The organism is Streptomyces sp. NPDC017529 (assembly GCF_044329785.1).
Lineage (GTDB): Bacteria > Actinomycetota > Actinomycetes > Streptomycetales > Streptomycetaceae > Streptomyces.
This window is the reverse complement of the sequence record NZ_JBIRJY010000002.1, coordinates 123601-136286: the sequence shown is the minus strand read 5'-3', so window position 1 is coordinate 136286 and position 12686 is coordinate 123601. Positions and strand designations below refer to the sequence as shown.

The window sequence follows — 12686 nt, the reverse complement described above, 5'->3', positions numbered from 1 at the left end:
GTCGTCCCGCCCCCGGCCCCCCGCGGTGGGGCACCCCCCGGGGGGGGGGTGGGCGGGGGGGGGGGGGGGGGCGCGGGGGGGGGCGCCCCCCCCCCCGGGGGGGGGGGGGGGGGGGGGGGGGGCCGCCCCCCCCCCCCCCGCCTCGCTATGTGGCAGGCCGTGGCCCGGGGCTTGGTGCAAATGGCTGCAATGCGGGTCGTACGGGCCGCCCGGCTCATGGTGCGGGCCCTTCGGACGTGTATGTTCCGGGGCCGAGAGCCATGGAAGGGACCAATCCGGTGAAGAAGACGCTTGTGGCCGCGCTGTCCGGCGGCGCGGCACTGATGCTCGCGCTGACCGGCTGCAGCGACGACGGCAACAAAAAGCTCGACGACTGGGCCAAGAAGTTCTGCGACCCCGCCCAGGCACAGTTCAAGAAGATCCAGGACGCCAACACGTCCATGCAGACGGCCGACAGCGGCAACACCGACTCCAAGAAGGTCCAGGAGACCGACTCCAAGGCGTTCCAGCAGATCTCCGACGCCTACGCGTCGCTGGCGAAGTCCCTCGACCAGGCGGGCGCGCCGCCCGCCGACGGCGCGGGGGACACCCAGAAGAACGCGGTCAAGGAGCTCAACGACCTCTCGAAGGGCTACGCCGACCTCAAGAAGCAGGTCGACGGCCTGGACACCGGCGACAAGGCCAAGTTCGCCGACGGCCTGCGGACGCTGTCCGACGGCATCAACAAGCTCAACAAGAAGAGCGAACAGGCGTTCAAGAAGCTGGAGTCCGGCGACGTCGGCGGGGCGATCGCCAGGCAGCCCGGCTGCCAGAACCAGAAGGCCACCGAGGGCGGCGGGTCGGCCTCGCCGAAGAAGTAGCCGCCGGCCGGTACGCACCCCGGTACGGGCCGACACGCCGTCAGGTGCGCCGGAGGTGCGACCGACATGCCGTCAGCCGGCTCGGCCACGGTCCGGCCCCCGCGGCGCCCGGCACGGCCCGGCGCCGCGCCCGGGCGGGTCGGCGGTGCCGGGCCGTGGCCGTTTGTCAGTGGTTGCCCTGACAATGGGAGCGTGAGTACGCACCTCCCCACCGCAGACCTTCGAGACCCCGACTCCGCAGCCCGCACCGACCGGCTCCGCGAGGCACTGCTCGCCGCCGCCTTCACCGCCGACGGCCTGCTGGAACTGCTCGGCGCGCCCGCCTACGCCGCCCTGGCCCGCAGCGAGACCGTCCCGGCGCTGCGCGCGACCAGGGGCGAGGGCCCGCTGCCCACCCTGGTGCGGCTCTTCCTGCTCCAGCGCCCGGTGGCCTACGACCGGGCCGCCGCCGCGCTGCCGGTGGCGGACTGCCTCGCCGACGGCTGGCTGCTGCGCGACGGCGACGAGGTGCGGGCGAGCGTGGACGTGCGCCCGTACGGCGGCCCCGAGGGGCAGGACTGGTGGATCGTCTCCGACCTGGGGTGCGCGGTCGGCGGCGCGGGCGGCATCCGGGCAGCCGAGGAGGCCGCGGGCGTGGACCGCTCGCAGCTGGTGCTGGGCGTCGGCGGCGCGTCCACGACGCTCGCCGGCATCACGGTCCGCACTCCCGTCCCGAAGGTCCTCGACCTGGGCACCGGCTCCGGCATCCAGGCGCTGCACGCCTCCGCGTACGCGACCGGCGTGACGGCCACGGATCTGAACCCGCGGGCGCTGCGGATCGCCGCCCTGACCCTGGCGCTGTCCGGCGCACCCGCCGCCGACCTGCGGGAAGGGTCGCTGTTCGAGCCGGTGGGGGACGAGACGTACGACCTGATCGTGTCCAACCCGCCCTTCGTGATCTCGCCGGGCGCGCGGCTGACCTACCGGGACGGCGGCATGGGCGGCGACGACCTGTGCCGCACCCTCGTCCAGCAGGCGGCCGCCCACCTGAACGAGGGCGGCTACTGCCAGCTCCTCGCCAACTGGCAGCACGTGGAGGGCGAGGACTGGCACGACCGGCTGCGTTCGTGGGTGCCGCGCGGCTGTGACGCGTGGATCGTGCAGCGCGAGGTGCAGGATGTGACGCAGTACGCGGAGCTGTGGCTGCGGGACGGCGGCGACCACCGTACGGGGCCCGAGGAGTACGCGGCGCGGTACGACGCCTGGCTGGAGGAGTTCGCGGCCCGCAGGACCAAGGCCGTCGGCTTCGGGTGGATCACGCTGCGCAAGTCCGGTTCGGAGGAGCCGTCGATCACGGTCGAGGAGTGGCCGCACCCGGTCGAACAGCCGCTGGGGGCCGCGGTCGTCGCCCACTTCGAGCGCCAGGACTACCTGCGCGCCACGGACGACGCGGCCCTGCTGGCCGGGCATTTCCGGCTCGCCGACGAGGTCGTGCAGGAGCAGGTCGGGCTGCCCGGCGCGGAGGACCCGGAGCACGTGGTGCTGCGGCAGAACCGCGGCATGCGGCGGGCCACGAAGGTGGACACGGTCGGCGCGGGCTTCGCCGGGGTGTGTGACGGGTCGCTGCCGGCCGGGCGGATCCTGGACGCGATCGCGCAACTGGTGGGCGAGGACCCGGTGTTGCTGCGCGACCGGACGCCGGAGGCCATCCGGATGCTGGTCGGGCAGGGATTCCTGGAGCCGGTCGCGAAGCCCTGACGAGCGGGGCGGGGGTGGTGAGCGATGCGGCGGGGCGTGGGCCGGGAGCGCACGGGGGCGTACGGCTGTGCGTCCGCGCTGTCCGGCCGCACAGCCCGGCCGTTTCGTTGCGCGATCAACTGCACGGCCGTGTAACGGCGTTCACTTCCGGCACGTAAGAAAATCTCATCCTTGCGGGAAGCAACCGACGCGGCCATGTGCCCGTGTTCCTGTGTGAAGGCCATCAACCGGCCCAACAGGGAGGAACACGTCATGAACCGTGCATACCGCCTCGCCGCCGCAGGTGTTCTCAGCGCCGCGCTCGTCGCCGGAACCGCTGCCGCGGCCTCCGCCGCTCCCGCGTCCCCGGCAGCCCACAGCGCCGCCGCCAAGGCCCCGCAGAAGGCGACGCTCACCGCCAAGGCGAGCACCGGCACGGTGGGGGCCTGGAAGGAGTTCCGCATCTCCGGCACCTCCACGGGCATCAAGGCCGGCACCAAGGTCACCGTCCAGCAGAAGCAGGGCGCCAAGTGGGTCTCGCTGCCCGCGAGCGTCGCCGTCAACAAGACCGGCGCGTACTCGCTCCGCGTCAAGCTGGGCATCAAGGGCGTCAACCAGCTGCGCATGGCCGGCGGTGGCGCGATCTCGCCGGTGATCAGCGTCACGGTGCGCTGAGGCGGACCGTACGGCCCTCTCGACACGCACGACCGCCGGGCGCGCCCTCCGTGGCGCGCCCGGCCGCGTGTGTCCCGGCGCCTGTGACCGTGTGTCCCAGCGCCTATGACACGGGCTCTCAGCCCGTGAGATTGCGCACGAGCATCCAGGCGGCGGCGGTGCCGAGGACGACGGCGTTGCCGCGCGCCCCCAGGCGGGCCCGGAAGCGGCGGCCGCGCAGCCCCGCGTACAGCCACCGGCCCACCATGTACGCGGCGGCCGGCACGCCCAGCGTCAGCAGGACGGCGTTGTCGTGGAAGGCCGCGGCGAGGTCCCCGTGCATCAGGTCGTACGCCATCCGTGTCCCGCCGCAGGCCGGGCAGAGCAGCCCGGTCGCCCAGCGGAACGGGCACGGCAGCAGGAGGTGCCCGGGTTCGTGCGGGTTGGTGTTCCACAGATAGGCCGCGCCGAGGGCGCAGGCGCCCAGGGCGATCGCGGCGCGGCGGAGCGTGGCGGTCCGGACGGCGGCGGGGGAGGCGGAGACGTTCACGGGGCGGTCACACGCTCAGCGACCTGGCGTAGTTGACCTGATTCAGCACGTACATGACCTGCTCGGGCGATTGCACCGGAATCATGGTGGAGTGATAGCGCCCACCGCTGTTCACCGTCACCTGGACATGCCCGACTGTCGTGCGCTCCTTCATCAGCAGGAACAGCAGTCCCAGCAGGCAGAAGAGGAAGAAGACGACGGCCAGCACGATGGCGTGGGTGGGGATGCGCTCCTCGGTGCGCGACATGTCGGTGGCGGTCCAGACGGCGCCCTTCAGGGGCATCGGACCGGCCGGGGTCATGATCGTGTCACCCGTCACGGCGATGTCCCCGAGGGACAGCGCCATCGGGGCGCCCGCGGCTCCCGGCGGGAAGCCGCCCTGCGGCGCGCCGCCCGCGTGCGGATAGCCGTAGCCGGGCTCCCCCGGCTGCCCGCCCTGCCCGTACGGACCGGCCTGGCCGTACGCGGGGCCCGGCTGCGCGTACGGGTTGGGGCCGGCCTGCTCGTGGGGACCGGAACCGGGTTGGCCGTACGAGCCGGCGGCGGGCTGTTCGTGCGGCGGGCCCGGGTGCTGGTTCGACATCGGTGCGGATACCCCCGAGAGTGCGTGACGAGAACGGATACGGCCACTGTCCATCCTGCCAGCGCCGCCCGGCCGTCAGGAGCCCTGTCGCACCTTCCCGGGGCACCGCCTGTCCGGAAAGCGCCGGGTCCGGTCACCGGTCCGTGTCCGGTCCGGGCGGCATGAAGGCATGTAGTCGGGTTACCGTTCGAGTGGCGTTGCGGGGTTTTTCCGTTTGACACGAGGGCGGGATGTACCGTCACACTCCGCAGCGTCAAGCGTCACCGCAGTGTCCCCCAGAGCTCCGGCCCGGGGGGTTACCCCCAGCGTCGACCGGAGAGAAGAGCGAAGTTGTCCCCGACCAGCGAGACCGCACAGGGCGGCGGCCGCCGACTCGTCATCGTCGAGTCGCCTGCCAAGGCGAAGACGATCAAGGGCTACCTCGGCCCTGGCTACGTGGTCGAGGCCAGCGTCGGGCACATCCGCGACCTCCCGAACGGCGCGGCGGAGGTCCCGGCGAAGTACAAGGGCGAGCCCTGGGCACGTCTGGGTGTGAACGTCGACGCCGACTTCCAGCCGATCTACGTCGTCAACAGTGACAAGAAGGACCAGGTCAAGAAGCTCAAGGAGCTGCTGGCCGAGTCCGACGAACTCTTCCTCGCCACCGATGAGGACCGCGAGGGCGAGGCCATCGCCTGGCACCTCCAGGAGATCCTCAAGCCCAAGGTCCCGGTCCACCGGATGGTCTTCCACGAGATCACCAAGGACGCGATCCGCGCCGCCGTCGCCAACCCGCGCGAGCTGAACCAGAAGCTGGTCGACGCGCAGGAGACCCGCCGCATCCTCGACCGCCTCTACGGCTACGAGGTCTCGCCGGTCCTGTGGAAGAAGGTCATGCCGCGCCTGTCGGCCGGCCGTGTGCAGTCGGTGGCCACCCGCCTCGTCGTCGAGCGGGAGCGCGAGCGCATCGCCTTCCGTTCCGCCGAGTACTGGGACCTGACCGGCACCTTCTCCACGGGCCGGGTGGGCGACGTCAGCGACCCCTCCACCCTGACCGCGCGTCTGTCCACGGTCGACGGCCGCCGCGTCGCCCAGGGCCGCGACTTCGGCCCCAACGGACAGCTCAAGAACAGCGACGTCCTGCACCTGGACGAGGCCAACGCCCGCGCGCTGGCCGCCGCCCTGGAGAACACCGACTTCGCGGTCCGGTCGGTCGAGTCCAAGCCGTACCGCCGCTCCCCGTACGCCCCGTTCCGTACGACCACGCTCCAGCAGGAGGCCAGCCGCAAGCTGGGCTTCGGCGCGAAGTCCACCATGCAGGTGGCGCAGAAGCTGTACGAGAACGGCTTCATCACCTACATGCGTACGGACTCCACGACGCTCTCGGACACCGCGATCTCCGCGGCCCGCGCGCAGGTGACGCAGCTGTACGGCGCCTCGTACCTGCCGGACAAGCCGCGCTCGTACGCCGGCAAGGTCAAGAACGCGCAGGAGGCGCACGAGGCGATCCGGCCTTCGGGCGATCGTTTCCGCACCCCGGCGGAGACCGGGCTGACCGGCGACCAGTTCAAGCTGTACGAGCTGATCTGGAAGCGCACCGTCGCCTCCCAGATGAAGGACGCGACCGGCAACTCCGTCACCGTCAAGATCGGCGGCCGGGCGGCCGACGGCCGGGACGCCGAGTTCAGCGCCTCCGGCAAGACCATCACCTTCCACGGCTTCATGAAGGCCTACGTGGAAGGCGCCGACGACCCGAACGCCGAGCTGGACGACCGCGAGCGGCGGCTGCCGCAGGTCGCGGAGGGCGACGCGCTGTCCGCGCGGGAGATCACCGCCGACGGCCACGCCACCAAGCCCCCGGCCCGCTACACCGAAGCCACGCTGGTCAAGGAGCTGGAAGAGCGCGAGATCGGCCGCCCCTCGACGTACGCGTCGATCATCGGCACGATCCTGGACCGCGGCTACGTCTTCAAGAAGGGCACCGCCCTGGTGCCGTCCTTCCTGAGCTTCGCCGTGGTCAACCTCCTGGAGAAGCACTTCGGCCGCCTCGTCGACTACGACTTCACCGCCAAGATGGAGGACGACCTCGACCGCATCGCCCGCGGCGAGGCCCAGTCCGTGCCGTGGCTGCGCCGCTTCTACTTCGGCGAGGGCGAGGCGGCCGGCGCCGCCTCCGAGGCCGGCAACGGCGACGGCGACCACCTCGGCGGCCTGAAGGAGCTGGTCACCGACCTCGGCGCGATCGACGCCCGGGAGATCTCCTCCTTCCCGGTCGGCGACGGCATCATGCTGCGGGTGGGCCGCTACGGCCCGTACGTGGAGCGCGGCGAGAAGGACTCCGAGGGCCACCAGCGCGCCGACGTGCCGGAGGACCTGGCGCCCGACGAGCTGACCGTCGAGTACGCGGAGGAACTGCTCGCCAAGCCCAGCGGCGACTTCGAGCTGGGCATGGACCCGGACAGCGGCAACCAGATCGTCGCCAAGGACGGCCGCTACGGCCCGTACGTCACCGAGATCCTGCCCGAGGGCACCCCGAAGACCGGCAAGAACGCGGTCAAGCCGCGCACCGCCTCGCTCTTCAAGTCGATGTCCCTGGACACCGTCACCCTCCAGGACGCGCTCAAGCTGATGTCGCTGCCGCGCGTCGTCGGCAAGGACCCCGAGGGCGTCGAGATCACCGCGCAGAACGGCCGCTACGGCCCGTACCTGAAGAAGGGCACGGACTCGCGCTCCCTGGAGAGCGAGAACCAGATCTTCGACATCACGCTGGAGCAGGCTCTCGCCATCTACGCGCAGCCCAAGCAGCGCGGCCGCGCCGCCGCCAAGCCGCCGCTGAAGGAGCTGGGCACCGACCCGGTCAGCGAGCGCCCGGTGGTCGTCAAGGACGGCCGCTTCGGCCCGTACGTCACCGACGGTGAGACCAACGCGACGCTGCGGCGGGACGACGACGTCGAGACGATCACGCCGGAGCGCGGGTACGAGCTGCTCGCCGAGAAGCGCGCGAAGGGCCCGGCGAAGAAGACCGCCAAGAAGGCCCCGGCCAAGAAGACGACGGCGAAGAAGACCGCCGCCAAGAAGGCCCCCGCCAAGAAGACCGCGGCCAAGAAGACCACGGCCGCGAAGAAGACCACGACGGCCAAGAAGACGACCGCAGCGAAGAAGACGACAGCCACGGCCACGGCTGCGAAGAAGGCGGCGGCCGAGAGCGTGGAGAGCTGAGGGGGAACGCGTTGACGTACCGCGTCACCTACACCGTCGAGGCGAAGGCGACCGCTGACGCCATGGCGCCGGAGCGGCGGGACATGCTCGAACGCGGGTTGGCCAAGCTCGCGCTCGACCCGTACCACAAGGCCACGGCGCACATCGGCACGCATGAGGACGACCGCAAGGCCCAGGTGGCCCCGGGACTCCTCATCGAATACGTCGTCGCACACGGTCTGCTCGTCATCGTGGTGATCGAAATCTTCGACGACATACTGCTGGAGGACTGAACCGGCCCGCCCATGTGTTCGGGTGGAAGCTGGACCTGTCATATCCGGCCGATAGGCTGGCGGGATGACGCGTGCCGAGCTCCCAACGGTCGTGACCCCCACATCCGGCGCCCTCGCCGCGGACTCCCGCGAGCGCGCCGTGCGAGCTCTGCTCCGCTTCCCCCCACTGAAGCGGTTGTGGAGCGCGCAGCTCGTCGGGGCGATCGGCGATGCCCTTGCCCTGCTGGTGCTCGTACTGCTCTCGCTGCAAGCGGCGCTGTACGTACCCTTCGGCGGCCAGGCGGCCTTCGGCGGCGGTTATCGGGGCGCGGCCCTGGCCGTCGCCGCCGTCTTCGCGGCCCGGATGCTGGCGACGCTGCTCTTCGGGGCGGTGCTGCTGGGGCCGCTGTCCGCGCTGACCGCGCCGTCGGGCCCGCTGGACCGCCGCTGGACCATGATCGGAGCGGACGGCGTACGGCTGGCGCTGCTGGTCGTGGCTCCCCTGTGGATCGACTGGACGCCGGACAGCGCGCTGGTCTGGCTGCTGGTGACGGTCTTCGTCGCCGGCGTGGCCGAGCGCCTGTGGACCGTCGCGCGGGAGAGCGCGGCGCCCGGACTGCTGCCCGCGCCCCCCGCCGAAGGCACGTCGGTCCGTCCGCTGCCGGACAACCTGGACGCGCTGCGCCGCCTCTCGCTGCGCACGGCCTTCGTCTCGCTGCCGCTGGCCGCCGCGGGGCTGGTCGTCGTCACGCTGATCGGCAAGCTGCTGGCCAACGGCGTCGACTGGTTCGCCGACCACCAGGCCGCGCTCGCCTCGTACGTGGCCTCCGGCCTCTTCGCCGCCTCCGTCTCGATCCTGTACTTCCTCGAACTTCCCGGTACGCAGACGCCGCGCCCGCGCTCCCCCCTGGAGGGGCTGCGCCGCCCCAAGACCGGCACGGGAGTCGACCGGGGCCGCACGAACGCCGTACCGCTGCTGGTCCTGGCCTGTGCCGCGGTGGCCGGCGCGATCGCCGCCGCCGTCTCGGTCGCGGTCCTGCACGCCGGTGACCTCGGAGGCGGCCCGGTCGCCTTCGGGCTGCTGGTGCTGGGCCTGAGCGCGGGCCCCGTCGCCGGCATCCGCGGCGCGCGCAAGGTGCTGCCCGCACTGTCCCGGCGCCGCCTGCTGGCCCTCGCCGTCGCCGTCACGGGCCTGGCCCTGCTGGCCGCCGGGCTGGTTCCGGACACCACGACGGTCGTGCTGCTGATGCTGCTGGCCGGGGTGGCGGCGGGCGTCGCGGCCAACACCGGCCACACGCTCCTGGACCAGGAGACCGAAGAGCCCCGCTCGGCCCGTACGACCGAGCACCTGCACGCCGTCGTCCGGCTGGTCGTCGCGCTGGCCGTCATCGTCGCGCCGCTGCTGGCCGGCGCCATCGGCCCGCACCACCTGGCGGGCGACAAGAACGTGTTCTCGCACGGCGGCGCGGCCTTCACCCTGATGCTGGTCGGCGCGCTGCTGCTGCCGGTCGCCGCGTGGGTGCTCGGCAAGGTGGACGACCGGCAGGGCGTCCCCCTCGGGCGCGACCTGCGCGAAGCCCTGCGCGGCGGCGACCCGGACCAGGCGCCGGCCCCCACCGGCTTCTTCATCGCCCTGGAGGGCGGCGACGGCGCGGGCAAGTCGACGCAGGTCCAGGCGCTGGCGGAGTGGATCCGCGGCAAGGGCCACGAGGTCGTGGTGACCCGCGAGCCGGGCGCCACCGCCATCGGCAAGCGGTTGCGTTCGATCATCCTCGACGTGTCCACCTCGGGCCTGTCGGACCGCGCCGAGGCGCTGATGTTCGCCGCCGACCGCGCCGAGCACGTCAACAGCGTGATCCGCCCGGCCCTGGAGCGCGGCGCCGTCGTCATCACCGACCGGTACATCGACTCGTCCGTCGCCTACCAGGGCGCGGGCCGCGACCTCGCCCCCACCGAGATCGCCCGCATCTCCCGCTGGGCGACCGACGGGCTCGTACCGCACCTGACCGTGCTCCTGGACGTCTCCCCGGAGACCGCCCGCGAGCGCTTCACCGAGGCCCCGGACCGGATGGAGTCCGAGCCCGCCGAGTTCCACCAGCGGGTACGGTCCGGCTTCCTGACGCTGGCCGCCGCCGACCCGGCGCGCTACCTGGTCGTGGACGCCGGCCAGGAGCCGGAGGCCGTCACCACCGTCGTACGCCACCGGCTCGACCAGGTCCTGCCGATGTCCGAGGCCGAGGTCAAGGCCCAGGAAGAGGCCCGCAAGGCCGCCGAGGAGGAGGCCCGGCGCAAGGCCGAGGAAGAGGCCGCGCGCAAGGCCGAGGAGGAGCGCAAGGAGCGCGAGCGGCAGGAACAGCTCGCCAAGCTGCGCGCCGAGGAGGAAGAGCGCAAGCGCCGCGAGATCGAAGAGGCCAAGGCCCGCGAGGAGGCCCGCCAGGCGGAGGAAGCGCGGCAGCGCGCCGAGGAGGCCCGCCGGGCCGCCGAGGAGGAGCGCAAGCGGCGCGAGGCCGAGGAGCGCGCGCGGCAGGCCGAGCAGGAACGGCTGCGCAAGCAGGCCGAGGAGGAGGCCCGGCTCCGCAAGGAGGCCGAGGAGCGCCGGCTGGAGAAGCAGCGCAAGGCCGAGGAGGCACTGCTGCGGGCCGAACAGGCGCGCCTGGCAGCCGCGGCCGAGGCGGAAGCCAAGGCCAAGGCCGAGGCGGAAGCGGCGGCCAAGGCCGAGGAAGAGGCCGCGCGCAAGGCCGAGGAAGAGGCGGCGAGGGCGGCGGAGGCCGCGGAGGCGCCGACGACCGAGACGCCGATGGCCGGGCTGGAGCGGCACGGCCGTACGGACCCGACCGCGTCCCGTACGGCGCCGGCCTGGTCCTCGGACGCCGAGGAGACCGCCGTGCTGCCGCAGCACCAGGACGCGCCGGGCGCCGCCGACGAGACGGCCGTACTGCCGCCGGTACGGCCCGAGCCCGGCCAGGGATGGCGGGAGCGGGAGCAGGCGCGCCGCGACGACGACCCGGCGGACCGGGTGCCGCCGTGGATGTTCCGCAAGGACGAGGACACCCGCCGTACGGAGACGCGCGGCGAGTCCGGCGTGGAGCGCACCCGCGAACTGCCGCAGATCGACCCGGCCACCGGGCAGCCCGCCGACCCCGCGCCGCGCGGCCGCCCCCGCCCGGAGTGGGCGGAGGAGACCCCGCTCGACGACCTGCCGACGCTGGCCGACGAACTGCTCGGGCCGCGTGCGGACGAGGAGCGGCGGGGGCGGGGGCGCGGGCGCCGGGGATGAGGCCGGTGAGCCGGTGAAACGGCGGGTGTGACGAACGAGCGGGCCCCGGCAGCAGCGGACGCAACGCGGCGGCCGGGGCCCGGCCCGTTGCCAGGGGCGGCCGCGCTGTCGGTGGCAGGCCCCACAATGGAACGAGCGCGGGCCGCAGCGCGACGGCAGGGGTGGACGGTCGTCGCGGGTGGCGGTACGGCACGGGCAGGACGGACAGGAACGGCGGGCAGCGAGATGGCTGTGTGGGACGACGTGGTCGGGCAGGAGCGCCTGACGGAGCAGCTGGCCGCTGCCGCACGCGACGCGGACGCGCTGGTCACCGCCGAGGGCGCGGCCGCGTCCGGCGCGGACCCGATAGCGCAGTCCGGTGCCTCCAAGATGACGCACGCCTGGCTGTTCACCGGTCCGCCCGGCTCCGGCAGGGCCACCGCCGCACGCGCCTTCGCCGCCGCCCTCCAGTGCGTCAGCCCGGACCGCGCGCTCGGCGGCGCCCCCGGCTGCGGCTTCTGCGACGGCTGCCACACGAGCCTGGTGGGCACCCACGCCGACGTGGAGATCGTCCGTACGGACCTGCTCTCGATCGGCGTGAAGGAGACCCGCGACCTGGTCCGCCGCTCCTCCATGTCCCCGTCCGGCGGCCGCTGGCAGGTCATCGTCCTGGAAGACGCCGACCGCCTCACCGAAGGCGCGGGCAACGTCCTCCTCAAGGCCGTCGAGGAGCCCGCTCCGCGTACGGTCTGGCTGCTGTGCGCCCCCTCCATCGAGGACGTGCTGCCCACCATCCGCTCCCGCTGCCGGCACGTGACCCTGCGCACGCCGCCGGTCGCCGCCGTCGCCGACGTCCTGGTCCGCAGGGACGGCATCGACCCGGCCGCCGCGGCCGCCGCCGCCCGGGCCACCCAGGGGCACATCGGCCGCGCCCGCCGCCTGGCCACCGACGAGCGGGCCCGCGCCCGCCGCAACGCCGTACTCAAACTGCCCCTGCGCGTCGACGACATCGGCGGCTGCCTCAAGGGCGCCCAGGAGCTGATCGACGCCGCGACGGAGGACGCCAAGCAGGTGGCCGAGGACGTCGACGCCAAGGAGACGGAAGAGCTGCGCGCCGCGCTCGGCGCCGCGGCGGGCACGGGCGGCCGGATGCCGCGCGGCACGGCCGGCGCCATGAAGGAGCTCCAGGACAAGCAGAAGCGCCGCTCCACCCGCACCCAGCGCGACAGCCTCGACCTGGCCCTGACCGACCTCACCGGCTTCTACCGCGACGTCCTGGCCGTCCAACTGGGCGCCACCGTCCCCCTCGCCAACGACGAGGCCCGCGACAGCATCCAGCGCATCGCGTCCTCCTCCACCCCGGAGCGCACGCTGCGCCGCATAGAAGCCGTCATCGCCTGCCGCCAGGCCCTCGACCGCAACGTGGCACCCCTCCTGGCGGTGGAGGCAATGACGGCAGCACTCCGAAAAGGCTGAGCGAGCCCACCCTCTCCCTTCCCCCTCTCACCCGTACGAGCGCACGGGGCTCCACGCACCGTCCCGGCCCCGATACGCTCCGTCCCACCACTGCCGCCCGCCGCCTGCCACTGCCGCTCGCCGCTGCCTGCTGCCGACTCAG

General features: G+C 73.2%; 9 protein-coding genes. 7 read left to right on the top strand and 2 right to left on the bottom strand.

Translation table 11 applies throughout. From position 1 onward, the window contains the following. Window positions 1-278: 278 nt before the first annotated feature. The 3 genes from ACH4K4_RS04230 (at window position 279) to ACH4K4_RS04220 (ending at window position 3251) form a co-directional block, all read left to right on the top strand. The gene (locus ACH4K4_RS04230) at window positions 279-860 is read left to right on the top strand and encodes a small secreted protein (protein WP_360130745.1); all 582 of its coding nucleotides are present in this window, start codon (window positions 279-281) and stop codon (window positions 858-860) included. A gap of 192 nt (window positions 861-1052) precedes the next feature. Beyond that, entirely contained in the window at window positions 1053-2597 is a 1545-nt protein-coding gene (locus ACH4K4_RS04225; protein ID WP_398164694.1) for a methyltransferase, read from the top strand. A 252-nt stretch (window positions 2598-2849) separates the two neighbouring features. Further along, on the top strand, window positions 2850-3251 hold the full coding sequence (locus tag ACH4K4_RS04220; RefSeq protein WP_398164693.1) for a hypothetical protein: 402 nt from the start codon (window positions 2850-2852) through the stop codon (window positions 3249-3251). Window positions 3252-3369: 118 nt separating this feature from the next. Here the strand turns inward: ACH4K4_RS04220 and ACH4K4_RS04215 are convergent, their stop codons facing one another. Together ACH4K4_RS04215 and ACH4K4_RS04210 are read right to left on the bottom strand one after the other, a co-directional pair. Then, the gene (locus tag ACH4K4_RS04215; protein WP_398164691.1) at window positions 3370-3780 is read right to left on the bottom strand and encodes a DUF2752 domain-containing protein; all 411 of its coding nucleotides are present in this window, start codon (window positions 3778-3780) and stop codon (window positions 3370-3372) included. A 7-nt stretch (window positions 3781-3787) separates the two neighbouring features. After that, window positions 3788-4363 (bottom strand): hypothetical protein, encoded by a 576-nt coding sequence (locus tag ACH4K4_RS04210; RefSeq protein ID WP_398164689.1) that lies wholly within the window; start codon window positions 4361-4363, stop codon window positions 3788-3790. 330 nt (window positions 4364-4693) lie between these two features. Here ACH4K4_RS04210 and topA point away from each other — a divergent pair, with 330 nt between their 5' ends. From topA to ACH4K4_RS04190, 4 genes are all read left to right on the top strand, one after another. Continuing rightward, entirely contained in the window at window positions 4694-7561 is a 2868-nt protein-coding gene (gene topA, locus ACH4K4_RS04205) for a type I DNA topoisomerase (protein ID WP_398164688.1), read from the top strand. A gap of 11 nt (window positions 7562-7572) precedes the next feature. Further along, window positions 7573-7833 carry a hypothetical protein gene (locus ACH4K4_RS04200; RefSeq protein WP_050502304.1) on the top strand — a complete coding sequence of 87 codons (261 nt, stop codon included), beginning with the start codon at window positions 7573-7575 and terminating at the stop codon, window positions 7831-7833. 64 nt (window positions 7834-7897) lie between these two features. Then, window positions 7898-11089, top strand: coding sequence for a dTMP kinase (gene tmk, locus ACH4K4_RS04195; protein ID WP_398164687.1), 3192 nt, complete (start codon window positions 7898-7900; stop codon window positions 11087-11089). A gap of 225 nt (window positions 11090-11314) precedes the next feature. Continuing rightward, on the top strand, window positions 11315-12544 hold the full coding sequence (locus ACH4K4_RS04190) for a DNA polymerase III subunit delta' (RefSeq protein WP_398164685.1): 1230 nt from the start codon (window positions 11315-11317) through the stop codon (window positions 12542-12544). The last annotated feature ends 142 nt before the right edge of the window (window positions 12545-12686 follow it).